Below are 26771 nucleotides of genomic sequence, written 5' to 3'. Positions count from 1 at the left end.
TTTTTCTATGGCCTGTCGCTACTGGCGGCCAGCCTTTTTAATCCCCTATTGAGGAACTGCAGATGTTCAAGGTCAATGAATACTTCGACGGCACCGTCAAATCCATCGCCTTCGGCATGGCTGAAGGCCCGGCTACCATTGGCGTGATGGCTGCAGGCGAGTATGAATTCGGCACCAATCAGCTGGAAATCATGCACGTGGTCGCCGGCGCCCTGACCGTGAAACTGCCAGGCAGCGACAGCTGGGAAACCTTCACCAGCGGCAGCAAATTCACCGTACCGGCCGACAGCAAGTTTCAACTAAAGGTCGCAGCCGATACTGCCTACCTGTGTGAATACCGCTAAGCCTTAGCCGTGGTGCATAAAAGCCGGCCTCCGTGGCCGGTTTTTTATTACTGGATAGATAATTCAAAGGAACAGCCATGCCGCGCTCAACGCAATTCTCTCTGGTGATCCTGCCGATCATATTGCTGCTGATTGCCATGACCTCGATCCAGAGCGGCGCGTCACTGGCCAAGGGGCTGTTTCCAGAAATCGGTGCCAGCGGCACCACCGCGCTGCGCCTAAGCCTCGGCGCGCTGATCCTGTGCGTGCTGATGCGACCCTGGCAGGCCAAGCTGACGCTGAAATCCTGCCGTTCGCTACTGGCCTATGGGCTGTCGCTGGGCAGCATGAACCTGCTGTTCTACCTCTCGCTGAAAACCATACCCCTGGGCATCGCCGTGGCCCTGGAATTTACTGGGCCGCTGGGCCTGGCCTTGCTGTCGTCGCGGCGTTTGCTGGATTTCGTCTGGATCGCCCTAGCTGTTTTCGGCCTCTGGCTACTGCTGCCCACCGGCCAAAGCGATGTGCCGCTGGACCCGGTCGGCATGGCCCTGGCCCTGGCTGCCGGCCTGTGCTGGGCGCTGTATATCGTTTTCGGGCAAAAAGCTGGCGCCGAGCACGGCAAGCAGACCGTGGCCCTCGGCACCATAGTCGCGGCCCTGCTGGTGTTTCCGATTGGCCTGTGGCAAGCCGGTAGTGGTCTATTTTCAATCGACCTGCTGCCCATCGCCCTCGGCGTAGCCGTACTGTCCTCGGCACTGCCCTACAGCCTGGAAATGGTCGCCCTGACCCGCCTGCCCGCGCGCACCTTCAGCATCCTGATGAGCATGGAGCCGGCGATTGCCGCCCTCTCCGGCCTGCTGTTCCTTAGCGAGCGCTTGACGCTCAGCCAATGGCTGGCGATCAGCGCGATCATCCTCGCCTCGGCCGGCGCGGCGGCGACCATCAAACCGAAAGCCAAGCCGCTTTAAGTTCCAGCGCGTGCCTGCTGTGGGAGGGGCTTTAGCCGCGACAAAGCAAAACCGCAGCGCCCCTGATCGCGGCTAAAGCCCCTCCCACAGCATCAATTAACCGCTTCCGCCTCATTGCTAAATTGCAACTCGGCCAGGCGCGCATACAGCGGGCTGCTGTTGACCAGCTCGCTGTGCGTGCCAATCGCGGCCAGTTTGCCATGCTCGATCACTGCAATGCGGTCAGCACTTTTGACCGTGGCCAGGCGATGGGCGATCACCAGGGTGGTGCGCCCCTCCATCAGTGGTGGCAAGGCTTGCTGAATCAGATGTTCGCTCTCGGCATCCAGCGCACTGGTCGCCTCATCGAGCAGCAGAATCGGCGCATCCACCAGCAATGCCCGAGCAATCGCCAGGCGTTGACGCTGTCCGCCGGATAGCCCCAGCCCGGCATCGCCCAGGTGAGTCTGGTAGCCATTCGGCAACTTCATGATGAACTCATGGGCATGCGCAGCTTTGGCTGCCGCTTCGACTTCAGCCAGCGTCGCGCTGGTTTTGCCATAGCGGATATTGTCCTCCACCGAGCCGAAGAACAGCGCGGGGTTTTGCGACACCAGGGCAAAGCTGCTGCGCAATTCGCGCGGATCAAGCTGCGGGATCGGCACGCCATCAATCAGGATGCGACCCTGTTGCGGGTCGAAAAAGCGCAGCAACAGATCAAACAGAGTCGATTTACCTGCACCAGACGGCCCAACCAGGGCCAGGGTTTCCCCTGCCGCGACCTGCAGATCAATGCCATCCACGGCAAAGCTGCTGGGGCGCGACGGATAAGCGAAGCGCAGCCCTTGCAGTTCGATACGGCCCTGCACTGGCTGGATCAGATGCAACGCATCCGTAGCTGGCGGAGTGATTTCATTGCGTGCCTGTAGCAGCTCGGCGATGCGCTCAGCGGCGCCGGCAGCGCGTTGCAGCTCACCGATCACCTCGCTCAGGGTGCCAAAGGCCGAACCGACAATCAGGCTGTAGAACACAAAGGCAGCCAGCTCGCCGCCACTGATGCGGCCAGCAATCACGTCCATACCTCCGACCCAGAGCATCACCCCCACCGCGCCGAGCACCAGCACGATCACCACAGTAATCAGCCAGGCGCGCTGGGCGATGCGCTGGCGTGCCGTGTCGAAGGCCGCCTCGGCGGACAGACCGAAACGGCGCTTGTCCTCATTCTGGTGGTTATAGGCTTGTACGGTCTTGATCTGCCCAAGCACCTCACCGACGTAACTGCCGACATCCGCCACCCGGTCCTGGCTCTGCCGCGACAGCGCGCGCACGCGGCGGCCGAAGATCAGAATCGGCGCGACCACCAGCGGCAGCGCCATCAACACGATGCCGCTGAGCTTGGCGTTGGTCACCACCAGCAGCACGCTGCCGCCAACCAGCATGATCAGGTTGCGCAGCGCCATCGACAGCGACGAGCCGATCACCGATTGCAGCAGCGTGGTATCGGCGGTCAGCCGCGACTGAATCTCCGAGCTGCGGTTGCTCTCATAAAAGCCCGGATGCAGCTCAATCAGGTGGTTAAACACCCGCTTGCGGATATCGGCGACAAAGCGCTCGCCAATCCACGACACCAGGTAGAAACGGGTAAAGGTGCCGATGGCCAGCGCCAGCACCAGTACGAAGAACAGCCCGATCGACTGCTGCAGCGCCGCTGGCGACTGAGTAGCCAGACCCTGATCGACCAGCAGCTTGATGCCCTGGCCCATCGACAGGGTGATGGCGGCGGTAAACATCAGCGCCAGCAAGGCCCCGAACACGCGACCACGGTACGGCGCAATAAAGCGCCAGGCCATACGCAGGGCATTGCGCTGACGGGAAGACAGGATCGAAAGCATGGAGGCTCGCTGAGGCGCTGACGCCCGTTAATTAGAAGGCGATTGCGGCGTTTCCGCCCGCCAAGCCACCCAACACAGCGCCAGGGCGGCTAGGTTGGTGCTCAGCGGATTAAACGCCTGCAGCAGTAGATGGGGACTGAATAGCGCCACATCAAGCAGCAGCCCAATCAACAGCACACCGGCCAGCAGCAAGGGCCAGCGCTGACGCCGCCACAGCAGCAACACACCCAGGATGATTTCCGCCAAACCGGCGATGCGCGCCACCCATTCGGGGGCTGGCAGATTGTGGGCCTGGATCATCGCCAGCTCATCCGGGCTCAGCCAGAGAATCTTCGGCACCAGGCCGTGCCAGATAAACACAAGCGCCAGAGCGATACGCGCCAGCCAAGCAATCTGCGGTAAACGCTGATCAGTCATGCAGGAAGCGCCGTGCATGGTCGGCACTGGGTATTAGGCAGCTGTCATAGCGCCCAAACAGCCGGTAGCGATTGAGCGCAATACGGTCATAGCACCAATCACGTATAGGCCTTGGGATCAGCCGCAGCCAAGCCAACCAGCGCCATGGCTTAGGCAGCTGGGCGACGATGCGCAGCACTGCATCCGAACGCAGCAGCATCTGGCCATTCTCAATCAAGGCCATGGTATCGAAGCGCTCGGTGGGCAAACCGCCCCAGGCCAATAGCGCCTGGCCCTCAGCAGACTGCACCGAGGCCAGGCGAAAGCGCTGCTCAGGGTCATGGCGAATCAGAAACTTCGCCCAGCCGTTGCACAGTTTGCACACCCCATCAAACAGCACCACACGCTCGCCGGGCTGGATAAGGGGTGGAGGTGTTTGTGTTTGCGCCTGCATGCCCAACTCCTTCTGTGCGGCCCTCAGGCTGCGGGAATACGGTAATGGCCAGTAATCTTAAAGCTGAAGAGAATGTCCTCTTCCTGAGTGCCACGGCCGATATTGTGCAGCACCAGGGGCACGCCGCTGCCGGCCTGGCGGTCGCTGATAATGCCGATATGGGTCAGGCCGCCACCCAGATCCCAGGTGACGATATCGCCAGGACGATAGCGCTCAGCATCCTGGCCAAGCGGCAGTGCCCAGCCCTGCCGCTTAAACCAGGTCATCAGATTCGGCACGCGCCGGTGGTCGATATTGCTGTCGGGCCGGCTTAGCCCCCAGTTTTTGGGATACAGGCGAAAGTTTGCGCGCATGTCCTGATGCACCGCTTGCTGCAGATCCAGCCCCTGCTGGCGCAGCGCGCGGATTATCACATCGGTACACACGCCAGTATTCAGCGGTACATCGCCATTGGGGTAACTCAGGCGGCGGTAAGCAGGGTCATAATTCAGGGTTACGCCGACTTGCTCGCGGGCCGCTGTGACCAGGGCATCGGCTTGCAGGGCCCAGGCCTGGGCGCTTAGCAACATGGCCAATGCAAACAGCAGAATCACCCGCATAACGCCTCCTTGATCGCCCAGCTGCTACTTGCCCACGGGATACAGCAGCTCTTCCTTATACCCGGCCCACACGCGCACCACATCGGGAAAGGCATCGTCCAACGCCACGTCGCCGCTGTCCACCAGCAGCGGCCGGCCTTCAAGCGTGCCGAGCTTGCGCTTGGTGGCGACCACCCGCAGGTTATCCAGTCCAATCGCGCGCAGCACTCGTGGGCTGACCTGCTGGTTGCCACGACCGATAATATGCCCCTGCCCGCCAATCGCAGTCACCAGCAGCCGCGCTGGATGGCCATCAATCAGCTCGAACAGCTGCGCCTCAGTGACATCGCTGGCCAGCAGCTGACCATTCTCGATTACATCGACGCCCAGCAGCGTGGTCTGCAAACCGAGGTTCTGCGCCAGGCCATGCAGGGTCGAGCCGGGGCCGAAGACATAACGTACATCGCTTTCCCAGCTGTCCTGCAACCAGTCGGCCAGGTCAATCAGTACCAGCTCTTCAGACTCCACGCCGCCCTGCTTGACCTGCTGCACATAGCCGCCTTCCTGCGGCACCGTCAGCTCGCCATACCAGCGCGCGGTTACGCGCCCCTCACGCAGCGCACTTTCATCAATATCGCGCACCTCGCCACTGCTCAGGCGCACCAGGCCGCCTTCGATTAGCCGTGCAGTCAGCTCACCGGCTGCGCGTGGGCTGATGGCGTAGACCCCGGACTGAATCTTTACCCCAGCCGGAATACCCAGCACCGGCTGGCCTTCGCGCGCTGCGGCGCAGATATCCCGCGCCGTGCCGTCGCCACCGGCAAACAAAATCAGTGCCACGCCGGCATCCTGCAGCAACTCCACAGCCTGACGGGTATCAGCGGCGCTGCTCGGACCCGCCGGCAGCTCACCGACCACGCGGTGGGCAAAACCCATCTCGCTCAGCAAGTCGGCGCCCATGGCGCCGGGAAAGGTGACGAATTCCAGGCGTTCACGCAGCGGAAGCAGCACTTCAAGGGCAGTTTGTGTACGCAGCGCCGACTTGGCCTCAACGCCCAGAGCCAAGGCCTGTTCGGCCATGCCGTCACTGCCCTTGAACCCCGCCGGGCCGCCCAGCCCGGCCAATGGATTGATGATCAAACCAATATGGAAAAGCCCCATAACACCCTCTAATTCAATACCTACCTGCTCAATATCTGCCGGGCCTGGCACAGTGCCTGCAGTGACTGATTTGCCCTGTGCCCTGCGGCGGTTTTCTGCCGTCGCAGTTGTCATAGCGCCTTCATCTAACACTCATAAAATCGCGCTAACCGATGAGGAGACAAGCCATGCACAGCCAACAACAGAATTCGCCAAAAGCCCCGACAATGCCGATTGGTGGTTTTGTCATCGACGCCCAGGGCCGCGAAATCCCGATCACCGAAGAGATGATCCAACAGGCCTGCAACGCGCTGGAAAAAGCTAAAAAGCAAGCCCCTCAAGCCAAGTAAGCATGCTCTTCGTAGGGTGGATGAGGCTTTTTTCATCCACCATGAAGAGAGCAGATGGTGGATGGGTGAAGCGCCATCCACCCTACTCTTTCATCTTCGCACCCAACGCCTGCACCAGGCTTACCAATGCCGGCGCATTACCCTTTACGCAAACCGCCAACCCGTCGATTTCCCGGCGCATAGGGTAGTGTTTGCGCAGCCCGTCAAAAGCCGCACGCCGGGTTGCCGCATCACCCTGCAGGCTGCGGCGAAAGTCCGCATCATCGCGGCGTGGGTCATACACGGCGCGGCAGATACTGGCCAAGGCCCAGGCCGGATCGGCGCTGGCATCAATCTCCAGCTCACGCAGCCAGGCAGCTGGCATCAGTTGCGCCAGTTCAACGCTGGGCGCAACGCCCAGGTGCTGACACAGCGCCTGATAAATCTGCGCCGTGCCGCGCAGCTTGCCGTCCAGGCTGTAGCCGGCAATATGCGGCGTAGCGATGCGGCACAAGGCGGCCAGCTCGACATCAGCCTGCGGCTCGCCTTCCCAGACATCCAGCACCACTTGCAAGTCAGTGCGCTGCGGCAACAACTCACGCAAGGCACGGTTATCCACCACAGCGCCACGGCTGGCGTTGATCAGCCAGCTGCCTGGCTTGAGTGCAGCCAGGCGCGCGGCATCGAATAGATGATGAGTGGCATGCTCGCCGATGCGTTCAAGCGGCGTATGCAGGCTGATCACATCGCACTGATCCAGCACCTGCTGCAGGCTGACATAATCACCGCCCTCCGCCGCCTGACGCGGGGGATCGCAGACCAGCACACGCCAGCCCAGGCCACGCAGCACCTTGAGCAAACGGCTACCAACCTGCCCCGCGCCGACCACGCCATAGGTGCGCGTCGCCAGATCAACGCCCTGTTGCTCGGCCAATACCAGCAGGCTGCCCAGCACATAATCGACCACGCCACGGGCGTTGCAGCCCGGTGCGCTGGCCCAGGTGATGTGGGCCAGCTGGAAGTAGTCGAGGTCCAGATGGTCGGTGCCGATGGTGCAGGTGCCGACAAACTTCACTGGCGAGCCGTCGAGCAGCGCGCGATCCACCTGAGTCACCGAGCGCACCAACAGCAGGTCGGCATCGACGACCGCCGCTGCATCGATGCTGCGGCCGGGCAAGCGGCGAATCTCACCAAAACCGGCAAAGAACTCATCAAGCAGAGGGATATTTTCATCAGCAACGATGCGCATAGAGGGTCTGTTCCCGTGCTCCGCAAATCAGGCCGGCATTCTAACCTGCCAACACAGCTTGGCTACGCTGAGTCGCGTAATGTGCCTGTTGCACTGAAACATTGCGCAACAAGGTTTCCTGACCAAGCCGTCAAGGCGTAGACTGCACGGTTTCCTGATATACAGCTGGATACACCTCAATGCTTGCCCAAACCCGCTTGCAACGCGTCAGCACCGAGTTCTACAGCCTGCTGAAGCTCGCAACGCCGATCATCATTGCCCAACTGGCCAACACCGCCATGGGCTTCGTCGATACCGTGATGGCCGGCCGGGTCAGCCCGCAGGATTTGGCTGCGGTGGCGCTGGGCAACTCGATCTGGGTGCCGGTGTTTCTGCTGATGACCGGCATTCTGCTGGCCACCACACCCAAGGTCGCGCAGCGCTTCGGTGCTGGTGCGCATACCGAAATCGGCCCACTGGTGCGCCAGGCGCTGTGGTTGGCGCTGACGGTGGGCATCGCGGCGGCGGTGATCCTGTGGAACGCGGAAATTGTCCTCAGCCTGATGAACGTCGACCCAGCGCTGATAGAGCCCGCCATGGGCTACCTGCGTGCGGTGGCCTGCGGTTTTCCGGCTGTGGCGCTGTACCACGTGCTGCGCTGCTTCAGTGACGGCCTCGGGCATACCCGGCCGAGCATGGTCATCGGCCTGTGCGGCCTGGCGCTGAATATCCCGCTCAATTACATCTTTATCTACGGCAAGCTCGGGTTGCCGGCCATGGGCGGCGTCGGCTGCGGCTGGGCCACTGGCCTGGTAATGGGCTTTATGTTTCTGAGCATGCTCTGGTGGGTGAAGTGGGCGCCGTTCTATCAACCGAGCAAAATCTTTAGCCATTTCGAATGGCCGCAGTGGCCGGTGCTCAAGCGCCTGCTCTCGGTCGGTCTGCCGATTGGCATCGCGGTGTTTGCCGAATCGAGCATTTTCGCCGTGATCGCCCTGCTGATCGGCGGCCTGGGCGCCACTGTGGTGGCCGGGCACCAGATCGCCCTGAACTTCAGCTCCATGGTGTTTATGATCCCGTATTCGCTCGGCATGGCTGCCACCGTGCGCGTCGGTCAGGCGCTSGGCCGTGGCGAGCCGCGTGAAGCGCGCTTTGCTGCTGGGGTGAGCATGGCGGCGGCGCTCGGCTATGCCTGCCTGTCGGCAAGTTTGATGCTGCTGTTGCGCGAAGAGATTGCGCAGATCTATACCCCGGACCGCGCAGTGATCGCGGTGGCCACCACGCTGTTGGTGTATTCGGCGCTGTTCCAGTTCTCCGATGCCATTCAGGTGACGGCTGCCGGTGCGCTGCGCGGTTATCAAGACACCCGCGTGACCATGATCCTGACCCTGTTCGCTTATTGGGGCATCGGCCTGCCGGTGGGTTATGCGCTCGGCCYGACCGACTGGCTCGGCGAACCCAGCGGCCCCAGCGGGCTCTGGCAGGGCCTGGTGGTTGGCCTGACCTGCGCCGGCGGCATGCTCGCCGTGCGCCTGGCCAGCAGCGCGCGCAAACGCATTCGAGCCGCTAAGATGGCCTGATGAACGCCCGCCTGCTGCTTCTGCTCACTGCACTTTGCCTGTGCGCCTGCACACCCGCCGATGATGGCCTGGCGCTGCAGGCCGATTACCTGCAGCGCCTGAGCAACGCCCTGGATGTCGAACCGGCAACAGCTTTCGACGCCAATGAGCTGACCCGCTATCGCCTACCTGCCCGCCGCGAACGGCTGATCGAGATTGCCGAGCTGCGCATCAGCCTGCTCGATCTGCTGGTCGATGTGCGTCGCTGCCCCGCCCTGCAACAACAGATCAGCCAGCGCAACAACAGCCTCGGCAAACAACTCACGCCCAGCAGCCGCCTGGCTTACGAAGGCGATCTGCTGCGCTCCCTGGATGCCTGCAGCGCACACCTGCGCAGTCAGGATCAGCAACCCTTGCGCAACACCCTTGAACAACTGGCGCAGGAAAAACGTGCGCAACTGCCCGGCGTATTCTGGAATGCCCTGAATGCCAGCCCGGAAGTCGAACGCTACCTGCGTTTTGCTGAACAGACCCTGCCGCCGGATGCCGACGAAGACAGTGCTGCGCTGGATGCCCTGGCGCAGCTGGCCAGCATCGGCAGCGCGCTACCCGCAGCCTTGCCGCCGAGTGCCGAGCAGCTTGATCCGCTGTTCTTCGCCCTGCATGCCAGCGACCAGGGCGGCCAATTGATCAGCAGCCTGGCCAGCCTGACCCACAGCCTCAACCTGGGCAGCGATATGCTGCAAAGCCGCCAACAGGGCCGACCGCTCTGCCCCACAGGCACGGCCACGCAAGGCGCACGTATCGCGCAGAACATCTTCGTCAAGTATTACGCCGGCAGCCTGCAGCCCTATCTGGCCCAGGTGGATCAGCGTGGCCAGCTCTGGAGCAGCAGCCTACGCAGCCTCAGCAGCGTGGCGCAGATACCGCCAGCCACTCGGCAGTATTTGCACAGTCTGAGCGGCCCAGAGGCTTCGCTATGGGCAGATTTCCAGCAGGCCACCGCGCGCCATGTGCGCAGCTGGCAGGAGCTGCTAAACAGCTGTGGCCTGGCGCCCGGTCAGTCGGGATGGACCGACCAGGCCGCCAGCGTCGACCAGTAGGCTTCGGACAACAACTCACGCCCAGCCAGCAGGTGGGCCAGGTAATCGGCGCTGGGCAACAGCCCTTCTTCGCGAAACGCCGGGTTGGCGATATACACCCAGGCCGGCTGCACGCCATAGGCCGCGACAATCGGCAGGCACTCGCGGCTGTAATAGATCGGCGTACCTTCGAAGTGATCCAGTTTGGCGATCTCACCAGCGTCGGCCAGGCGATAGAGCACACCCTCCACCACACTGTCGCGCTGATGCCGAATATTGGCGTAGGCCCGCCCCGGTGCACGGTCCGCTGCACGCTTGTTAAAGCACAGGCTGTATCCCGGCAGATGCCCTGGCAGCGCCTCCAGCACCGTCATGCCGCGCGCCTGCATGCGCGCGGGGTTCATATTCGAGCCGTAGGCGAAGTACCAGTTCATTAGTCGAGCTTCTTGCGGATTAAGTACAGGTAAGTCGCGCCGTCTTCGGCCTGTTCCACCAGCTCATGGCCGAGAAATACGCAGAACTTGGGAATGTCGCGGCGGGTCGAGGGATCGGTGGCAATCACCTTGAGCAGGCCGCCGGCCTGCAGGTCGCGCACCTTGTTGTGCAGCATCATCACCGGCTCGGGGCAGTTGAGCCCGGTGGCGTCGAGGGTGGCATCGGGAATGGCAGTGGTTTGCAAAGACATCAGCGGGCTCCAGTAGCAGGCCGCTATTCTCGCGCAAAGTTGACCCAAAGGTCATCTAGCAGACAGTTGAAAACGACTGCATCCGTATTCGAGCCGATAACAGGTCAACACAACCTTGGATGGGCAGGCAGCCACGGCCCGATCAGGCAGGCTGCGCAGCGTCCACCATTCCAATAAGAGCCATTCATGCGCCTTGCCCTTCTACTTGCCACCCTGCTGCTCAGCGGCTGCGCCGCCCGTGATCAACTGCCGGACTTCAGCGTCACCGCGCAGCAGGACCTGCCTGCCACCCACTTTGATGCGGTGATCTATGGCCGCGATGGCACCCGGTTGTCTGCCACGGTATTCCAGCCAGCGCTGAAGGCCGGCGAGCAGGCGCCAGTGATCGTGCATACCCACGGCTGGGGCGGCTGGCGCGTCACCCGGCCGAATGGCTTCTATGGCACGCAGATGATGTCCGGTCGCGCCGCAGTCAAAGCCTGGCAAGCCGGTTACTGGGTGATCAGCTACGACCAACGCGGCTGGGGCGGCAGCGAAGGCGATATCGAAATGATGAACCCCGAGTACGAGGTGCGGGACGCGCTGGCAGTGATCGACTGGGCCGCCGCCAACCTGCCGCGATTAAGCATGGACGGGCCGAACGACCCGAAAGTCGGCATGCTCGGCGAAAGCTACGGCGGCGCGGTGCAGCTGTTGGCCTCGGCGACTGATCCGCGTATCGACGCCATTGTGCCGATTGCCACCTGGTACGACCTGAGTGAAGCCCTGGCCCCGGACAGCCATATGAAAGTCGGCTGGACCGGCGTACTGCTCAGCCTGGGCCTGTCCACCGGCTATGACCTGGGCAAATTCGTCCAGGCGCCCTACCTGAAAAGCGCCGACGGCCGTATGCGCGAGCCGGTGCGCGCCGAGCTCAAGGCCCACAGCCTCACCAGCTACTGCGCACGCGGCCAGCGCCCACAGGCCGATGCCCTGCTGATCCAAGGCATGCGCGACACCCTATTCCCGCTCAACCAGGGCCTGGCGATTCGCGATTGCCTGCAACAAGGTGAGCGCGACGTGCGCCTGCTCGGCATGCAGGGCGGGCATATCCTGCCACCACCGATGCAACGCTGGAGCGGCCTGCCGCCGTTCAATAACGAAGCGGTGCTGCACTGCGACGGCCGGGCGATCAACCTCTACCAGAGCATCATCAACTGGTATGAAGACAAGCTGCGCGGCCGTAAGGGCGTGGCGGCGAGCATTCCTGAGTTCTGCATCAGTCTCGATCTGGATCAGGGCGTGGCCCTCCAGCAACTGCCAGTCAATCAGCGTATCGAGCTGACTGCTACAGCGATTCGCCCGCTTAGCAGCGGGCTGCTGCAGCCGTCGCGCTTTATCCCACTGCAACAGGTACAGGCGAGCAGCGCCCTGATCGGCGTGCCCCGGGTACATCTGGAAAACGCCGAGGGACTGCCGACGCTGTTTGCCGCCCTGGTGGTCAAGCGCGACAATGGCAGTAGCGAGGTGCTGAGCGAGCAGGTCACCCCACTCAACGGCCAGGCCAGCACCGAATTGGCTGCCGTCAGCGCGCAACTGCAACCTGGTGATGTGCTGGGTCTGCGCATCAGCGGCTTTAGCAGCCAATACCTGTTCAACAGTTCCTGGCAGCTCGCCAGCAGCACCCTGCAGGGGACGGTCGAGGTGCCGCAGTTGCTTCCGTTACAGCCGCAACTGGCCAGGCATTGAGATCACTTGCCTAACCGGCGCAGGTGGCAGGTCACTTCCTCGCGGTCGTGATAGAGCTGCTTGCAGGCAATCGAGACCTTGATCTTGCGCTCGGCAAAGCCATCTTCCAGGCGTTGCAACAGCCGGCGCACCTCGGCGTAGCGCTGCTTCATCGGCAACTTGAGGTTGACCACCGCTTCACGGCAATGCCCTTCGCCAATCCAGGTTTCCAACAAGGCGGCGCTGCGGGCGGGCTTTTCGACGATATCGCAGACCATCCAATCCACCGGCTGCTTGGGCTTCCAGGTGAAGCCGTCGACCATCAGGTGGGTCACCAGGCCGGTGTCCATCAGGCTTTCGGCCATTGGCCCATTGTCGATGGCGGTCACCAGCATGCCGCGCTTGACCAGCTGATAGGTCCAGCCGCCGGGCGCGGCGCCGAGGTCAACCCCGGTCATCTCGTCGGACAAACGCTCATCCCACTGTTCACGGGGGATAAAGGTGTGCCAAGCCTCCTCCAACTTGAGGGTCGAACGGCTCGGTGCCTCGCGGGGGAACTTCAAACGGGGAATGCCCATGGGCCAGATCGCCGAGTTATTCGCCTCGGCCATGCCGACGAACACTTCACGGCCACTTTTAAAGGTCAGCAGCAGACGCGGCTTGTGCGCATCCTCGACCAGCTTGCCGGCCTTGCTCAGGGCATTGCGCAGCGGCGCCTCGAACTTCTTGCAGAAGTTCGATAGCTCCTTGCCGTCATTGGTATCCAGCACTTCCAGCCACAGGCTGCCAAATACCGGAAAATCCGCCAGATGGCCGAGCAGCACGCTGATGCGGTCCAGCTCCGGCAGGTTGATAAACACCCCGCGCGCCCACTGCCGCGGGAAGATCAGCTGATTGAAGCGCACCCCACGCATCAGGCGCTCGGCACCCTCGCCCTCGGTGCAGATAAATTCCGCGCAGGCGGTACTCGGCTTGGCCTTGGCATAACCGGCAACGTCCAGACGCGCGGCATGTTCGGCGATTTCCGCACACACCTCATTTTCAAAACCCGGACGGCAGTGCAACAGCAACGTATTCATCAGCGACTCTCCTCAAGGCGCGCATCATAGCCGAGTCACCCGCTTGTGCTTGTTTTGCGTCGGCCTTTTCCTGGTCTGCAGGTTAGACTGGCGCCACTGCGCAAGGCTCTAGAGCCTGCCAACCGCTCATCGGCCGCCCCAGCAAAACAGCGCGGTACACGGCCATAACCTGTCCCTTGTCGGTTACGCCCGAATTCACGGGCTAAACTTCCGCCAGCAACGGCCGAAGTACCGGTAACGCTTAAAGGAATAAAGAACGCCATGCGCAATAACCAACCTATTACTCAGCGTGAGCGCACCTTCCCCGCGCAACAAAGGCTGATTTCCACCACTGACCTCAAGGGTCAGATCTCCTACTGCAATGACGCCTTTGTCGAGATCAGTGGTTTCACCCGCGATGAGCTGATTCGTGCGCCGCATAACCTGGTGCGCCACCCGGACGTGCCAGCAGAGGTGTTCCAGCATATGTGGGACACCCTGAAGAAGGGCCGGCCGTGGATGGGTATCGTCAAAAACCGCTGCAAGAATGGTGATCACTATTGGGTCAACGCCTACGTCACGCCGGTGACGGAAAACAACCAGGTAGTCGGTTACGAGTCGGTACGGGTCAAACCGACTGCCGAGCAGATACGCCGCGCCGAGGGGCTATACCAACGCATCAACAGCGGCAAATCGGCGGTCCCCAGCAGTGACCGCTGGCTGCCAATACTGCAGGACTGGCTGCCGTTTATCCTGGTCAGCCAGGTGGGTTTCCTGATCGGCGCATGGCTTGATTCCAGCTGGGGCTTTGCCATCGCTGCCGGCTTGTCGGTGCCACTGGGCCTAGCCGGGCTGAACTGGCAACAACGCGGCCTTAAGCGCCTGCTACGCCTGGCTGACCAAACCACCTCCGACCCGCTGATTGCGCAGATGTACACCGACAGCCGCGGCGCTCAGGGCCGCCTGGAGATGTCCATCCTCAGCCAGGAAGCCCGTCTGAAAACCTGCCTGACCCGTCTGCAGGACACCGCCGAACAGCTCACCCTGCAGGCCAAGCAGGCCGACACCTTGGCGCACAACAGCTCCGCCGGGCTTGAGCGTCAGCGCAGCGAAACCGACCAGGTCGCCACTGCAATCAATGAAATGGCCGCTACCACCCTGGAAGTGGCGAGCAACGTAGCGCGCACTGCCATTGCCACCCAGGACGCCAACCGCCTGACCAGCGCCGGCCGTGGCATCGCTGCTGAAACCCGCCAGGCCATTCAGCGCCTGTCGCAATCGGTTGGTGATACCGGTGAAACGGTGACTCGCCTGGCTCAAGACAGCAACGAAATCGGCGGCGTGGTCGATGTGATCAAAGGCATCGCCGACCAGACCAACCTGCTCGCCCTCAACGCTGCCATCGAGGCCGCGCGCGCCGGTGAAATGGGCCGTGGCTTTGCCGTGGTGGCCGATGAAGTGCGCTCTCTGGCGCAGCGCACCGCCGAATCCACCGGGCAAATTCACCAACTGATCGCCAAGCTGCAACGCACCGCCGAAGAAGCGGTGCTGACCATGGAAATCGGCCGCAAACAGGCCGACGAAGGGGTTGAACGCGTGCAGCAAGCCGATGAAGCGCTGGCCGGCATCAGCGACGCGGTGGCCAATATCACCGATATGGCCAACCAGATCGCTGCCGCCGCCGAGGAACAGAGCGCCGTGGCTGATGAGGTCAACCGCAGCATCACCACCATCGCCCAACTGGCCGATAAAACCGCTGGCGAAGCGCATGACACCGCCCTGCTCAGCGAAGCCCTGACGGCCACAGCCAATGGTCAGTACGCCCTGGTGGAACGCTTCAACCGCTAGAACCGTAGGTTGGTGCTGAGCGCAGCGAAGCCCAACGCAGGAACGCCAAGCTATGTTGGGCTTCGGCGCTGCGCGCCTTAACCCAACCTACTCCCTGCAGTGCGCGGCCCTCCCCGCTGTTACAAATTCTCGTAGCGATTCATATCCAGCACGCCAGCTTCCAGCGGTTCGGTTTGCTGGATATACGCTGACATATCGTGGAAGTAGCGCCAGAACTCTGGATGCGTGCGGCGAATACCCCAGCGCTCGACGACGTTCTCGAAGGCCGCGGCATCGCGCGCCTGCTCCAGTGCCGTAACAAACTCCGCCGCCTGCTGCACCTGCACATTGAAGATAAAATTCGGGTAGCTGCTAAGCACCCCCGGATACACCGTCAGGGTATCCAGCGCCGGCTGGTAGCGCAGTTCCTCGCCAAGCATAAAGGCCACGTTGCTGTGCGCGCGGTTGCGCAGCAGGCTGTACACCTCACGCTGACCATCGGCCATTTCCAGCCGTAGCAAGGTTGCTTCCGGCAGTTGCTCGATCACCTTGAGCGTGCCGGCCGGTTTTGCCGTCAGGCGGCTCAGCGACTGCTCGGCGCGCTGCAACTCGGCGTCCAGCCCCGGGCGATGGCAATGCGCGCCCGTGCAGCGATTGATCGGATCGGGGCGAGCATTCAGGCTGCCGTAACGCTCCAGCAGAGTCTCGACAAAACTGCGTTTGGGGTCATTGCCGGGCAGGCGCAAGGCGCTCGGGCTTTCCGTATCAATGGCCTGATAGTCCAGCCAGATTTTCAGTTTGCCGCTGCTCTGGTACCAGTCGCTCAGGTAGCCCTGGCGCGACTCGGCTGGCATCAAACGGAGGAAGTTGACCTCGGCGCCGTTACGGATCAAATCGAAGTACAGCCGCGTTTGCGCCTGGTGCGACACGTTGCCGAACACATCGAAATTCACCACCAGCTGGTAATAGGTGCGCTCCAGCAGCGGGAAGTCCAGCCACCAGAGGGTTTGCGGCACCTCACCGATCAGGCCTTTGCGCACCGAGGCGCTGTCGTGCTGGCGGAAGATCGACAGCAGCGCGTTGTCATTACCGGCCCAGATATGCGACCAGCTTGGCGCAGGCGCATCGGCATAGCGCTGCATGCGCAGCGCTTCGTACTCATTGCGCTTGTCGCGGTAGGTACGCCACAGGCCGAGCAGGTCGCCGATGCTGTCCAACTGCCCGGGCATGGCCAGCAGCTCCTTGGCCTGCTCGCGGTACTCGGGGTCGGTGATATACAGGTCGTGCTGCGGGTCCTGGAACACCGCCCAGAAGTTATCGCGAATCACATCCGTGGCAATCTGCCCACGACACACCGGCCCGCGAATAAAGGTGCGCACGAAGTATTCGGCGTTATCCAACATAAATTGGTAACGCGCCTGCGCCGGAATCGCGGCAAAGGTCTCGAACGGATTGGCCCGGCGCAGCAGGCTATAACCCGGCACCGCATCGGCCTGCCAATCGCTGGCGAAGAACAGCTCTTTAACCCGCGCCAGCTTGGCCGCACTCAGCCCATAGGTGATATGGGTCTTGTGCACAATCACGCCCTGCACCGGTGTCAGGCGGTAATAGAACTCGTTACCCGGGTCTTCATTGGGCAGGCGCGTGGCGATGATATCCACCGGCTTACCGCTGGGCGTACGCGAACGCACCATCTGAAAGAAATGCCCCGGCTCGCCGCCGGCAAAATACAGATGGGCAAGGAACAGATGCTCATACAACCAGCGCGAAACCAGCGACTCGCGGGCGCCGGGGGCGTTCATAAAGGCTTCCCAGGTGTCGATCTGCTGCGCCTCGGCGGTGCTGGCCTGCAGCGATTGCTGATCAACCGGTGCGCCCTGGGCCAGCCAAGCCTGCAGCGTCTGGTAGTCGGCCTCGCTCAAGCCGGTCACCGCGAACGGCATGCCGGCTTGCGGGTTCTTGCGGGCAAATTCGTCGAACTCCTGCGGCAGCGGGCATTGGTTGAGCCGATTGATGCTGATATCCAGCTGCGCCGGCAGTTTGCTATTGGCGGCCAATGGCTGCTGATGACCCAGCTCGAGCATGCGCGCCATCAGCGCGGCCTGGCTGCCCTGCTGCTCCAGCACGGAAACAAAGTCCTTGCGCCGCCACGCGGCCTCACCATGGGCATCGACAAACAGGCGCGTGGTGGCCTGCGCCTGGGTGCGTGTGCCGTTGTACACCGTGGCCTTGCTGGCGCCGCGCTGTACGCCTTCGCCACTGCCCAAGTTGAGCTGGCAGGCAGCGTCGTAGCAGGCATGGCAGGCCACGCAGTTCTTGGTAAAAATCGGTTGGATATCGCGGCTGTAGGAAATGGGCTCGGCCGCCTGTAATGAGCCGATGAACAACAAACACACGCCAAGCAGTAAGCGGCAGACCATGGAAACGTCTCTAAAATGGCTTAAGTGCCGATTCTAGCTGGCGCCGGCTGGCCAAGGCCAATCCACGAACATGAGTAAGATTCATGTAAAAGTGCAGGCCACTGCAAAAGCGTGCAGCTTTGTTATCATCGCGCATCTTTTTTTCACGCGTCCCAGGTAGTTCTCTCCATGTCTCTGTCCGATCGCAGCGCCCGCCTTAATGCACTTCAGCAAGCCCTGAAGGAACGCATCCTGATCCTCGACGGCGGCATGGGCACCATGATCCAGAGCTACAAGCTGGAAGAAGAGGACTACCGTGGCACGCGCTTCGCCGACTGGCCAAGCGATGTGAAGGGCAACAACGACCTGCTGATCTTGAGCCGCCCAGACGTGATCGGCGCCATCGAGAAGGCCTACCTGGATGCCGGCGCCGACATCCTCGAAACCAACACTTTCAACGCCACCCAGGTGTCCCAGGCCGACTACGGCATGCAGGCCCTGGCCTATGAGCTGAACGTCGAAGGCGCGCGCCTGGCCCGTAGCGTGGCTGATGCCAAGACCCTGGAAACCCCCGATCGCCCGCGTTTCGTGGCTGGCGTCTTGGGCCCAACCAGCCGTACCTGCTCGATCTCCCCGGACGTGAACGACCCCGGCTACCGCAACGTCACCTTCGACGAGCTGGTGGAAAACTACTTGGAAGCCACCCGCGGCCTGATCGAAGGCGGCGCGGACATGATCCTGATCGAAACCATCTTCGACACCCTCAATGCCAAGGCAGCGATCTTCGCCGTGCAGCAGGTGTTCGAGGACGACGGCGTCGAGCTGCCGATCATGATCTCCGGCACCATCACCGACGCCTCCGGTCGCACCCTGTCCGGGCAGACCACCGAAGCCTTCTGGAACTCGGTGCGCCATGCCAAACCGATTTCCGTGGGGCTGAACTGCGCCCTCGGTGCCAGTGACCTGCGCCCGTACCTGGAAGAACTGGCCAACAAAGCCGATACCCACGTCTCGGCCCACCCCAACGCCGGCCTGCCGAACGCCTTCGGTGAATACGACGAAACCCCGGCGGAAATGGCCGTGGTGGTTGAAGAGTTCGCCGCCTCGGGCTTCTTGAACATCATCGGCGGCTGCTGCGGCACCACGCCGGCGCATATCCAGGCGATTGCCGAAGCGGTGAGCAAATACTCGCCACGCATCATTCCGGAAATCCCCAAGGCCTGCCGCCTGTCGGGCCTGGAGCCCTTTACCATCGACCGCAACTCGCTGTTTATCAACGTCGGCGAGCGCACCAATATCACCGGTTCGGCCAAGTTCGCCCGGCTGATCCGCGAAGAGAACTACACCGAGGCGCTGGAAGTCGCCCTGCAGCAGGTGGAAGCCGGCGCCCAGGTGATCGACATCAACATGGACGAGGGCATGCTCGATTCCCAGGCGGCCATGGTCAAGTTCCTCAACCTGATCGCCGGCGAGCCGGATATCTCCCGCGTGCCGATCATGATCGACTCCTCCAAGTGGGAAGTGATCGAAGCCGGCCTGAAGTGCATCCAGGGCAAGGGCATCGTCAACTCGATCTCCATGAAGGAAGGCGTCGAACAGTTCAAGCACCACGCCAAGCTGTGCWAGCGCTACGGCGCCGCCGTGGTGGTGATGGCCTTCGACGAAGCTGGCCAGGCCGACACCGCCGCACGCAAACGCGAAATCTGCCAGCGCAGCTACGACATCCTGGTTAACGAAGTGGGCTTCCCGCCGGAAGACATCATCTTCGACCCGAACATCTTCGCCGTGGCCACCGGTATCGAGGAACACAACAACTACGCGGTCGACTTTATCGAGGCCTGCGCCTATATCCGCGACCACCTGCCCCACGCCCTAAGCTCGGGTGGGGTGTCCAACGTGTCGTTCTCCTTCCGTGGTAACAACCCGGTGCGTGAAGCCATCCACTCGGTGTTCTTGTACTACGCGATCCAGAACGGCCTGACCATGGGCATCGTCAACGCCGGCCAGCTGGAAATCTACGACGAGATCCCCAAGGAGCTGCGCGACCGCGTTGAAGACGTGATCCTCAACCGCACACCAGAGGGCACCGACGCCCTGCTGGCGATTGCCGACAACTACAAGGGCGACGGCAGCGTCAAGGAAGCGGAGACCGAAGAGTGGCGCACCTGGAGCGTGGTCGACCGCCTCAAGCACGCGCTGGTCAAGGGCATCACCAGCCATATCATCGAAGACACCGAAGAGTGCCGCCAGCAGTGCGCGCGCCCGATTGAAGTAATCGAAGGCCCACTGATGGCCGGGATGAACGTGGTCGGTGACCTGTTCGGCGCCGGCAAGATGTTCCTGCCCCAGGTGGTGAAATCCGCTCGGGTCATGAAGCAGGCGGTCGGCCACCTGATCCCCTTTATCGAGCTGGAAAAAGGCGACAAGCCGGAAGCCAAAGGCAAGATCCTGATGGCCACGGTCAAAGGCGATGTGCACGATATCGGCAAGAACATCGTCGGCGTGGTCTTGGGCTGTAACGGCTACGACATTGTCGACCTGGGCGTGATGGTGCCGGCCGAAAAAATCCTGCAAACGGCGATTGCCGAGAAGTGCGACATCATCGGCCTGTCCGGCCTGATCACCCCGTCACTGGATGAGATGGTGCATGTCGCCCGCGAAATGCAGCGCCAGGGTTTCCACCTGCCGCTGATGATCGGCGGCGCCACCACCTCGAAAGCCCACACCGCGGTGAAGATCGAGCCCAAGTACCAGAACGATGCGGTGATCTACGTCACCGACGCCTCGCGCGCGGTCGGCGTGGCCACTCAGTTGCTGTCCAAGGAACTCAAGGCCGACTTTGTCGAACGCACCCGCCTGGACTACATCGAAGTGCGCGAACGCACCGCCAACCGCAGCGCCCGCACCGAGCGTTTGAGCTATGCCAAGTCGGTGGAAAACAAACCGAAATTCGACTGGGCGACCTATCAGCCGACCGTGCCGAGCTTTACCGGCGTGAAGGTGCTGGAGGATATCGACCTCAAGGTGCTGGCCGAATATATCGACTGGACACCGTTCTTTATCTCCTGGGACCTGGCCGGCAAGTTCCCGCGCATCCTTACCGATGAAGTGGTCGGCGAAGCCGCCACCGCACTGTACGCCGACGCCCAGGAAATGCTGAAGAAGCTGATCGACGAGAAGCTGATCAGCGCCCGCGCCGTCTTCGGTTTCTGGCCAGCCAACCAGGTGAACGACGACGATCTGGATGTCTACTCAGGCAACGGCGAGAAACTGGCCACCCTGCACCACCTGCGCCAGCAGACCATCAAACCGGACGGCAAACCGAACTACTCCCTGGCCGACTTCGTGGCGCCCAAGGACAGCGGCATCACCGACTACGTCGGCGGTTTTATCACCACCGCCGGCATCGGCGCCGAGGAAGTGGCCAAGGCCTATCAGGACGCCGGCGACGACTACAACTCGATCATGGTCAAAGCCCTGGCCGACCGCCTGGCCGAAGCCTGCGCCGAATGGCTGCACAAAGAGGTGCGCACCAAGTACTGGGGTTACGATCCAGAAGAGCAGCTTTCCAACGATGAGCTGATCAAGGAAGCCTACAAAGGCATCCGCCCCGCTCCCGGCTACCCGGCCTGCCCCGATCACACCGAGAAGAAGACCCTGTTCACCCTGCTCGACCCGGCGGCCGAATTCAACAAGGCCGGCGCCAGCGGCGTGTTCCTCACCGAGCACTACGCCATGTTCCCGGCGGCAGCGGTATCCGGCTGGTACTTCGCCCACCCCCAGGCGCAGTACTTCGCCGTCGGCAAAATCGACAAGGACCAGGTGGAAAGCTACACCGCCCGCAAGAAGCAGGATCTCAACGTCAGCGAACGCTGGCTGGCGCCGAATCTGGGCTACGACAACTAAAACTAAAAAGGCCCGCTACTTAGCGGGCCTTTTTGCATTCCTCGACTGTTTAGCTCAACCGCGAGGTCGACTTGCGTACGATCTTGATCGAATGCTTAAGCGTCGGTTTGCGGGTAACGCTGATGGCTTTGCGCGAGACCGTGTCGATGGTGATATTCCAGAAACCGCTGCTGGGTACGGTGATTTTGGCCGGGAAGGTATCGAACGCGCCGCCGTGGTAAGTGTGCCGGCCGCCATTCTTGAAGCTGCGGAAGTTGGCATCGCTCATCAGGCGAATGTTGCAGGTCTGCGAGCACTCGATCACGACGACGTCGTCTTCGTTGAGGTGTTCGCGCTGGTGTATAAATTTCATCTACCGCTCCGCACAGCTGGGTCAGGCCAATCAGGTCGCTAGTATGAGTGCCTGGCGCGGCTTGAGCAAAGACTAAGCAGTTTTGCCAGTGCTCCGACGCTTGCCCTCCGCCGCACATACCACCGCAACCTGGCCGGTGGTAGCATGCGCGCCCCATGCATATTCACGACTTTCACCAACGCCTCACCGATCTCGGTGCCAAGCCCATGCACATTGGGCGGATTACCCGTGCCTGGCTGCGTGGCATGCCGCTGGATACCGGTACGCGCAACCAGAAGACCGAGAACTTCCTGCCGCTGGCGGTGCGTAATGCCCTGCCCGAAATCAGCAGCGAACTCGATGGGCTGGCGCGCCTCAGCTCCGAACATCCGGCGACGGACGGTTCGGCGCGTTTGCTGGTGGAGTTGGCCGACAAGCAGATGGTGGAAAGCGTATTGCTGCCACGCGACGGCCTGTGCGTGTCCAGCCAGGTCGGTTGCGCGGTGGGCTGCGTGTTCTGCATGACTGGTAAGAGCGGCCTGTTACGCCAGCTAAGCACCGCTGAGATCGTCGCTCAGGTGGCGCTGGCACGGCGCTTTCGCGCGGTTAAGAAAGTGGTATTTATGGGCATGGGCGAGCCGGMGCATAACCTGGATAACGTGCTCGAAGCGATCAACCTGCTCGGCACAGAGGGCGGTATCGGTCAGCGTAATCTGGTGTTTTCTACCGTCGGCGATCCACGGGTGTTCGAGCGCTTGCCGCAGCAGCAGGTCAAGCCAGCGCTGGCGCTGTCGCTGCACACCACCAATGCCGAACTGCGCCAGGCGCTGCTGCCGCGCGCGCCACGCATCGATCCTGAAGAGCTGGTCGAGCTGGGTGAAACCTACGCGCGGCAGATCGATTACCCAATCCAGTACCAGTGGACGCTGCTCAAGGGCATCAACGACAGCCAGGAAGAAATGGACGGCATCCTGCGCCTGCTAAAGGGCAAGTACGCGATCATGAACCTGATCCCCTACAACAGCCTGGAAGCCGACGAGTTCCAGCGCCCCGATGGCGACCGTATCGTGCAGATCGTGCGTTACCTGCACAGCCGTGGCGTGCTGACTAAAGTGCGCAACTCCGCCGGACAGGACATTGATGGCGGCTGCGGGCAACTGCGCGCACGGGCGACCGAGGTGCTGGATCGGCGCAAAAGCCGTACATAAGTTATGACTGCACTGTTGCGTCGCGGCTAAAGCCCCTCCCACAACACTAGGCAAGCAGCTACGAATCGACGGGCAATCTGACTCCCGTGGGAGGGGCTTTAGCCGCGAGCCTTTGCTTCAACAAACAACCAGCAGCATAAAAAATGCCCGCAGAGCGCGGGCATTTTTATTTGGGCAGCTACCTAGTAGTAGGCATTTTCCTTGATGCTGTGGTCAGTCACATCACGCACGCCTTTAAGCTCGGGAATGCGCTCAAGCAGGGTTTTCTCGATGCCTTCCTTGAGCGTCAGGTCAACCTGGCCGCAGCCCTGGCAGCCGCCGCCGAACTTCAGCACGGCAATGCCATCTTCGACTACGTCGATCAGGCTGACTTCACCGCCATGGCTGGCCAGACCGGGGTTGATCTCGGTCTGCAGGTAGTAGCTGATGCGCTCGTTGATCGGGCTGTCTTCATTGACCATCGGTACTTTGGCGTTCGGCGCCTTGATGGTCAGCTGGCCGCCCATGCGGTCGGTGGCGTAGTCGACCACAGCGTCTTCCAAAAACGGCTCGCTGACGGCGTCGATCCAGGCGGTGAAGCTGGCCAGGCCCAACGCAGTGTCTTCGGCCTTCTGCTCGCCCGGCTTGCAGTAGGCAATGCAGGTTTCGGCGTACTGGGTGCCCGGCTGGGTGATAAATACGCGAATGCCGATGCCCGGGGTGCTCTGCTTGCTCAGCAGGTCAGCCAGATAATCGTGGGCAGCGTCGGTAATGGTAATGGTGCTCATGGCAACTCCTCGCAAACATGGGCGCAGTGTACGCCACTCACCCGCGCCGGCAAAGTCCTAGTGTTTTAGTAGGAATAGAACTTATTCACCAAACGCCTGCCCTCGCCGGCTGTGCGCAGAGGAACTGCGCAATCGCATCGGCTGCTGCGAGCATGTGCTGCTGATGGTTGAAGCCTGAGCTTTTCAGCGGTTTGAGGTCGTGATCAGCGGCGGTTAACCAGTGCAGGTTGATCGCCTCAGACAGCGCATAGCCCGCTACTGCCTGGCGATCCCCCAGGGCATCGCGTTCACCCTGGATGATCAGCGTTGGCGTGCGCAGCTCGGCCAGGTGCGCGACACGCGGTTTTTCCGGTTTGCCTACGGCATAAAAGGGATAACCCAGACACACCAGCGCATCGGCGCCCAACTCATCGGCCAGCAGGCTGGCCATGCGCCCGCCCATGGACTTGCCGCCAATGGCCAGCGGCCCTGCGACCTGTTGGCGCACCTGGCGTACCTGGGTGTAGACCTCACGCCATTGCTCAAGCAGTTTGGCCTGGGGATTGGGTGGGCGTTTTTTGCCGTCCAGACGCCGCGCCGCCATATAGGCGAACTCGAAGCGCAGTACCGCAACCCCGCGCACAGCAAGGCTTTGCGCCATTTGCTGCATAAACTCGCTGTCCATCGGCGCACCGGCGCCGTGGGCCAGAATCAGGGTGGCGCGCGTCTCGTCAGACGAGCGATCCCACAGCCATGCGCTATCACCCTGCCACTGCGCGCATTGATCCCCGTCAATACCCGCCACCTGCCCTTTGCTCATGCTTGCCTCGCTTAAAGAATCCGTGGACTGCGGTGCCGATCGTACAAGCACTCAGCCGCTGATTTTCACTGATCTGCCTATAACCGTGGATGGAAGCCCAGACATGAACACAACCAGCAGTTCCGCCTACAACTACAAGGTGGTTCGCCAATTCGCCATCATGACGGTGGTGTGGGGCATTGTCGGGATGGGGCTCGGCGTGTTTATCGCCGCGCAACTGGCCTGGCCCGAGCTCAACTTCAACCTGCCGTGGACCAGCTTCGGCCGCCTGCGCCCGCTGCACACTAACGCGGTGATCTTCGCCTTCGGCGGTTGCGCGCTGTTCGCCACCAGCTATTACGCGGTGCAACGCACCTCGCAGGCCACCTTGTTCGCACCCAAGCTCGCGGCCTTTACCTTCTGGGGCTGGCAACTGGTGATCGTTCTGGCGGCCATCAGTTTGCCCATGGGCTGGACCAGCTCCAAGGAATACGCCGAGCTGGAATGGCCGATCGACATCCTGATCACCATTGTCTGGGTCAGCTACGCCATCGTGTTCTTCGGCACGGTCATGAAGCGTAACGTCAGCCATATCTATGTGGGCAACTGGTTCTTCGGCGGTTTTATCCTCACCGTGGCGCTGCTGCACCTGGTCAACAACCTGGAAGTACCGGTCACCCTGACCAAGTCCTACTCGGCTTATGCCGGGGCCACCGATGCGATGATCCAGTGGTGGTACGGCCACAACGCCGTGGGCTTTTTCCTCACTGCGGGCTTTCTGGGGATGATGTATTACTTCGTGCCCAAGCAGGCTGGGCGCCCGGTCTACTCCTACCGCTTGTCCATCGTGCACTTCTGGGCGCTGATCGCCGTGTACATCTGGGCCGGCCCGCACCACTTGCACTACACCGCGCTGCCGGACTGGGCGCAGAGCCTGGGCATGGTGATGTCGCTGATCCTCCTGGCACCGAGCTGGGGCGGCATGATCAACGGCATGATGACCCTCTCCGGGGCCTGGCATAAGTTGCGCACCGACCCGATCCTGCGCTTTCTGGTCGTTTCCCTGGCGTTCTACGGCATGTCGACCTTCGAAGGTCCGATGATGGCGATCAAGACCGTCAATGCCCTGTCCCACTACACCGACTGGACCATCGGTCACGTGCACGCTGGCGCCCTTGGCTGGGTGGCCATGGTGTCCATCGGCTCGCTGTATCACATGCTGCCGAAAGTCTTCGGCCGCGACGAAATGCACAGCACCAGCCTGATCAACGTGCACTTCTGGCTCGCCACCATCGGCACCGTGCTCTATATCGCATCGATGTGGGTCAACGGCATCGCACAGGGCCTGATGTGGCGTGCAGTCAACGAAGACGGCACGCTCACCTACTCCTTCGTCGAAGCGCTGGAAGCCAGCCACCCCGGCTTTGTGGTGCGGGTAATCGGCGGCGCGATCTTCTTCGCCGGCATGCTGGTGATGGCCTGGAACGTCTGGCAGACCGTGCGTCATACCAAGGCCGCTGAAATGGAAACCGCCGCGCAGTTTTCGCTTGAGGGAGCCCACTGATGAGACACGAAATACTCGAGAAGAATATCGGCCTGATGGCGCTGATGATGGTCCTGGCCGTGAGTATCGGCGGCCTGACACAGATCGTTCCGCTGTTCTTTCAGGACGTTACCAATGAGCCGGTGGCAGGCCTAAAGCCCTACACCGCGCTGCAACTGGAAGGCCGCGACATCTATATCCGCGAGGGCTGCGTTGGCTGTCATTCGCAGATGATCCGTCCGTTCCGCGCCGAAACCGAGCGTTATGGCCACTATTCGGTGGCAGGCGAAAGCGTCTACGACCACCCCTTCCTCTGGGGCTCCAAGCGCACCGGACCGGACCTGGCGCGCGTCGGCGGACGCTACTCGGATGAATGGCACCGCGCGCACCTGTACAACCCGCGCAACGTGGTGCCGGAGTCGAAGATGCCGGCCTACCCCTGGCTGGTGGAAAGCACCCTGGATGGCCAGGACACCGCCAAGAAGATGCAGGCCCTGCGCTTTCTCGGCGTGCCGTACAGCGACGAAGACATCGCCGGTGCGTCGGCTGCCGTCAAAGGCAAAAGCGAGATGGACGCCATGGTCGCCTACCTGCAAGTGCTCGGCATTGCCGTGAAGAACAAAAGGTAAGC

General features: G+C 61.8%; 24 protein-coding genes. 11 read left to right on the top strand and 13 right to left on the bottom strand.

Annotation, left to right across the window (positions count from 1 at the left end; all coding sequences use genetic code 11):
• The first annotated feature begins 62 nt into the window (after positions 1 to 62).
• The gene (locus P3C18_RS15685) at positions 63 to 344 is read left to right on the top strand and encodes a pyrimidine/purine nucleoside phosphorylase (protein ID WP_269381113.1); all 282 of its coding nucleotides are present in this window, start codon (positions 63 to 65) and stop codon (positions 342 to 344) included.
• Positions 345 to 421: 77 nt separating this feature from the next.
• Positions 422 to 1294 (top strand): threonine/homoserine exporter RhtA, encoded by an 873-nt coding sequence (gene rhtA, locus P3C18_RS15680; protein WP_275962780.1) that lies wholly within the window; start codon positions 422 to 424, stop codon positions 1292 to 1294.
• Positions 1295 to 1386: 92 nt separating this feature from the next.
• Here rhtA and P3C18_RS15675 read toward each other — a convergent pair whose 3' ends face one another.
• Genes P3C18_RS15675 through P3C18_RS15655 form a run of 5 tightly spaced genes read right to left on the bottom strand, consistent with a single transcriptional unit; the run spans position 1387 to position 5754 of the window.
• Complete coding sequence (locus tag P3C18_RS15675) at positions 1387 to 3165, bottom strand: ABC transporter transmembrane domain-containing protein (protein WP_275962779.1); 1779 nt, start codon at positions 3163 to 3165, stop codon at positions 1387 to 1389.
• Positions 3166 to 3192: 27 nt separating this feature from the next.
• A complete protein-coding gene (locus tag P3C18_RS15670; RefSeq protein WP_275962778.1) occupies positions 3193 to 3582 on the bottom strand; it encodes a DoxX-like family protein in 390 nt (129 codons plus the stop codon).
• Positions 3575 to 4015: a thiol-disulfide oxidoreductase DCC family protein gene (locus P3C18_RS15665; RefSeq protein WP_275962777.1), complete on the bottom strand. Its 441-nt coding sequence runs from the start codon at positions 4013 to 4015 to the stop codon at positions 3575 to 3577. Before P3C18_RS15665 ends, P3C18_RS15670 begins: the two co-directional genes overlap by 8 nt.
• 23 nt (positions 4016 to 4038) lie before the next feature.
• Positions 4039 to 4614 (bottom strand): DUF1287 domain-containing protein, encoded by a 576-nt coding sequence (locus P3C18_RS15660; RefSeq protein ID WP_275962776.1) that lies wholly within the window; start codon positions 4612 to 4614, stop codon positions 4039 to 4041.
• Between the two features lie 24 nt (positions 4615 to 4638).
• Entirely contained in the window at positions 4639 to 5754 is a 1116-nt protein-coding gene (locus P3C18_RS15655; RefSeq protein ID WP_275962775.1) for an ATP-NAD kinase family protein, read from the bottom strand.
• A 152-nt stretch (positions 5755 to 5906) separates the two neighbouring features.
• Here P3C18_RS15655 and P3C18_RS15650 point away from each other — a divergent pair, with 152 nt between their 5' ends.
• Positions 5907 to 6083 (top strand): PA1571 family protein, encoded by a 177-nt coding sequence (locus P3C18_RS15650; RefSeq protein ID WP_346015635.1) that lies wholly within the window; start codon positions 5907 to 5909, stop codon positions 6081 to 6083.
• Positions 6084 to 6165: 82 nt separating this feature from the next.
• On the opposite strand, the gene pdxB is transcribed toward P3C18_RS15650, so the two are convergent.
• Positions 6166 to 7311, bottom strand: coding sequence for a 4-phosphoerythronate dehydrogenase PdxB (pdxB, locus tag P3C18_RS15645; RefSeq protein ID WP_275962773.1), 1146 nt, complete (start codon positions 7309 to 7311; stop codon positions 6166 to 6168).
• A gap of 179 nt (positions 7312 to 7490) precedes the next feature.
• On the opposite strand from pdxB, the gene P3C18_RS15640 reads away from it, so the two are divergent.
• On the top strand, positions 7491 to 8870 hold the full coding sequence (locus tag P3C18_RS15640) for an MATE family efflux transporter (protein WP_275962772.1): 1380 nt from the start codon (positions 7491 to 7493) through the stop codon (positions 8868 to 8870).
• Positions 8870 to 9952, top strand: coding sequence for a DUF3080 family protein (locus P3C18_RS15635; RefSeq protein WP_275962771.1), 1083 nt, complete (start codon positions 8870 to 8872; stop codon positions 9950 to 9952). The genes P3C18_RS15640 and P3C18_RS15635 overlap by 1 nt, the downstream gene beginning before the upstream one ends.
• Here the strand turns inward: P3C18_RS15635 and P3C18_RS15630 are convergent.
• The gene (locus tag P3C18_RS15630; protein ID WP_275962770.1) at positions 9910 to 10365 is read right to left on the bottom strand and encodes a gamma-glutamylcyclotransferase family protein; all 456 of its coding nucleotides are present in this window, start codon (positions 10363 to 10365) and stop codon (positions 9910 to 9912) included. The two genes, P3C18_RS15635 and P3C18_RS15630, sit on opposite strands and share 43 nt — an antisense overlap.
• On the bottom strand, positions 10365 to 10616 hold the full coding sequence (gene tusA / locus P3C18_RS15625) for a sulfurtransferase TusA (RefSeq protein ID WP_170048792.1): 252 nt from the start codon (positions 10614 to 10616) through the stop codon (positions 10365 to 10367). The genes P3C18_RS15630 and tusA overlap by 1 nt, the downstream gene beginning before the upstream one ends.
• Positions 10617 to 10802: 186 nt before the next feature.
• Here tusA and P3C18_RS15620 point away from each other — a divergent pair, with 186 nt between their 5' ends.
• A complete protein-coding gene (locus P3C18_RS15620; RefSeq protein WP_275962769.1) occupies positions 10803 to 12344 on the top strand; it encodes a CocE/NonD family hydrolase in 1542 nt (513 codons plus the stop codon).
• Positions 12345 to 12346: 2 nt separating this feature from the next.
• On the opposite strand, the gene rlmM is transcribed toward P3C18_RS15620, so the two are convergent.
• Positions 12347 to 13402: a 23S rRNA (cytidine(2498)-2'-O)-methyltransferase RlmM gene (gene rlmM / locus P3C18_RS15615; protein ID WP_275962768.1), complete on the bottom strand. Its 1056-nt coding sequence runs from the start codon at positions 13400 to 13402 to the stop codon at positions 12347 to 12349.
• A 261-nt stretch (positions 13403 to 13663) separates the two neighbouring features.
• Here rlmM and P3C18_RS15610 point away from each other — a divergent pair, with 261 nt between their 5' ends.
• Positions 13664 to 15229: a PAS domain-containing methyl-accepting chemotaxis protein gene (locus P3C18_RS15610; RefSeq protein ID WP_275962767.1), complete on the top strand. Its 1566-nt coding sequence runs from the start codon at positions 13664 to 13666 to the stop codon at positions 15227 to 15229.
• 119 nt (positions 15230 to 15348) lie between these two features.
• On the opposite strand, the gene P3C18_RS15605 is transcribed toward P3C18_RS15610, so the two are convergent.
• On the bottom strand, positions 15349 to 17628 hold the full coding sequence (locus P3C18_RS15605) for a fatty acid cis/trans isomerase (protein ID WP_275962766.1): 2280 nt from the start codon (positions 17626 to 17628) through the stop codon (positions 15349 to 15351).
• A gap of 168 nt (positions 17629 to 17796) precedes the next feature.
• On the opposite strand from P3C18_RS15605, the gene metH reads away from it, so the two are divergent.
• Complete coding sequence (metH, locus tag P3C18_RS15600; RefSeq protein ID WP_275962765.1) at positions 17797 to 21513, top strand: methionine synthase; 3717 nt, start codon at positions 17797 to 17799, stop codon at positions 21511 to 21513.
• A 49-nt stretch (positions 21514 to 21562) separates the two neighbouring features.
• On the opposite strand, the gene P3C18_RS15595 is transcribed toward metH, so the two are convergent.
• Positions 21563 to 21865, bottom strand: a complete 303-nt coding sequence (locus P3C18_RS15595) for a DUF1883 domain-containing protein (protein ID WP_090256153.1) — start codon at positions 21863 to 21865, stop codon at positions 21563 to 21565.
• Positions 21866 to 22020: 155 nt separating this feature from the next.
• Between P3C18_RS15595 and P3C18_RS15590 the strand changes: the two genes are divergently transcribed.
• Positions 22021 to 23052: an RNA methyltransferase gene (locus P3C18_RS15590; RefSeq protein ID WP_275962764.1), complete on the top strand. Its 1032-nt coding sequence runs from the start codon at positions 22021 to 22023 to the stop codon at positions 23050 to 23052.
• A 182-nt stretch (positions 23053 to 23234) separates the two neighbouring features.
• Here the strand turns inward: P3C18_RS15590 and nfuA are convergent, their stop codons facing one another.
• Positions 23235 to 23819 carry a Fe-S biogenesis protein NfuA gene (gene nfuA / locus P3C18_RS15585; RefSeq protein ID WP_275962763.1) on the bottom strand — a complete coding sequence of 195 codons (585 nt, stop codon included), beginning with the start codon at positions 23817 to 23819 and terminating at the stop codon, positions 23235 to 23237.
• Positions 23820 to 23904: 85 nt separating this feature from the next.
• Entirely contained in the window at positions 23905 to 24618 is a 714-nt protein-coding gene (locus tag P3C18_RS15580) for an alpha/beta family hydrolase (RefSeq protein ID WP_275962762.1), read from the bottom strand.
• Between the two features lie 103 nt (positions 24619 to 24721).
• On the opposite strand from P3C18_RS15580, the gene ccoN reads away from it, so the two are divergent.
• Together ccoN and ccoO are read left to right on the top strand one after the other, a co-directional pair.
• Positions 24722 to 26161, top strand: a complete 1440-nt coding sequence (gene ccoN, locus P3C18_RS15575; RefSeq protein ID WP_275962761.1) for a cytochrome-c oxidase, cbb3-type subunit I — start codon at positions 24722 to 24724, stop codon at positions 26159 to 26161.
• Entirely contained in the window at positions 26161 to 26769 is a 609-nt protein-coding gene (gene ccoO / locus P3C18_RS15570) for a cytochrome-c oxidase, cbb3-type subunit II (RefSeq protein WP_275962760.1), read from the top strand. The genes ccoN and ccoO overlap by 1 nt, the downstream gene beginning before the upstream one ends.
• Positions 26770 to 26771: the final 2 nt, after the last annotated feature.

The organism is Pseudomonas sp. 1928-m (assembly GCF_029269135.1).
Classification (GTDB): Bacteria; Pseudomonadota; Gammaproteobacteria; order Pseudomonadales; family Pseudomonadaceae; genus Aquipseudomonas.
Note: the sequence above shows the minus strand (reverse complement) of the source record. Positions and strands in the feature narration are given on the sequence as shown.

Excerpts from the sequence above, each read along its gene's own strand:
- P3C18_RS15685 (WP_269381113.1), top strand. The coding sequence starts at position 63 with ATGTTCAAGGTCAATGAATACTTCGACGGCACCGTCAAATCCATCGCC.
- rhtA (WP_275962780.1), top strand. The coding sequence starts at position 422 with ATGCCGCGCTCAACGCAATTCTCTCTGGTGATCCTGCCGATCATATTG.
- P3C18_RS15675 (WP_275962779.1), bottom strand. The coding sequence starts at position 3,165 with ATGCTTTCGATCCTGTCTTCCCGTCAGCGCAATGCCCTGCGTATGGCC.
- P3C18_RS15670 (WP_275962778.1), bottom strand. The coding sequence starts at position 3,582 with ATGACTGATCAGCGTTTACCGCAGATTGCTTGGCTGGCGCGTATCGCT.
- P3C18_RS15665 (WP_275962777.1), bottom strand. The coding sequence starts at position 4,015 with ATGCAGGCGCAAACACAAACACCTCCACCCCTTATCCAGCCCGGCGAG.
- P3C18_RS15660 (WP_275962776.1), bottom strand. The coding sequence starts at position 4,614 with ATGCGGGTGATTCTGCTGTTTGCATTGGCCATGTTGCTAAGCGCCCAG.
- P3C18_RS15655 (WP_275962775.1), bottom strand. The coding sequence starts at position 5,754 with ATGGGGCTTTTCCATATTGGTTTGATCATCAATCCATTGGCCGGGCTG.
- P3C18_RS15650 (WP_346015635.1), top strand. The coding sequence starts at position 5,907 with ATGAGGAGACAAGCCATGCACAGCCAACAACAGAATTCGCCAAAAGCC.
- pdxB (WP_275962773.1), bottom strand. The coding sequence starts at position 7,311 with ATGCGCATCGTTGCTGATGAAAATATCCCTCTGCTTGATGAGTTCTTT.
- P3C18_RS15635 (WP_275962771.1), top strand. The coding sequence starts at position 8,870 with ATGAACGCCCGCCTGCTGCTTCTGCTCACTGCACTTTGCCTGTGCGCC.
- P3C18_RS15630 (WP_275962770.1), bottom strand. The coding sequence starts at position 10,365 with ATGAACTGGTACTTCGCCTACGGCTCGAATATGAACCCCGCGCGCATG.
- tusA (WP_170048792.1), bottom strand. The coding sequence starts at position 10,616 with ATGTCTTTGCAAACCACTGCCATTCCCGATGCCACCCTCGACGCCACC.
- P3C18_RS15620 (WP_275962769.1), top strand. The coding sequence starts at position 10,803 with ATGCGCCTTGCCCTTCTACTTGCCACCCTGCTGCTCAGCGGCTGCGCC.
- rlmM (WP_275962768.1), bottom strand. The coding sequence starts at position 13,402 with ATGAATACGTTGCTGTTGCACTGCCGTCCGGGTTTTGAAAATGAGGTG.
- P3C18_RS15610 (WP_275962767.1), top strand. The coding sequence starts at position 13,664 with ATGCGCAATAACCAACCTATTACTCAGCGTGAGCGCACCTTCCCCGCG.
- P3C18_RS15605 (WP_275962766.1), bottom strand. The coding sequence starts at position 17,628 with ATGGTCTGCCGCTTACTGCTTGGCGTGTGTTTGTTGTTCATCGGCTCA.
- P3C18_RS15595 (WP_090256153.1), bottom strand. The coding sequence starts at position 21,865 with ATGAAATTTATACACCAGCGCGAACACCTCAACGAAGACGACGTCGTC.
- nfuA (WP_275962763.1), bottom strand. The coding sequence starts at position 23,819 with ATGAGCACCATTACCATTACCGACGCTGCCCACGATTATCTGGCTGAC.
- P3C18_RS15580 (WP_275962762.1), bottom strand. The coding sequence starts at position 24,618 with ATGAGCAAAGGGCAGGTGGCGGGTATTGACGGGGATCAATGCGCGCAG.
- ccoN (WP_275962761.1), top strand. The coding sequence starts at position 24,722 with ATGAACACAACCAGCAGTTCCGCCTACAACTACAAGGTGGTTCGCCAA.
- ccoO (WP_275962760.1), top strand. The coding sequence starts at position 26,161 with ATGAGACACGAAATACTCGAGAAGAATATCGGCCTGATGGCGCTGATG.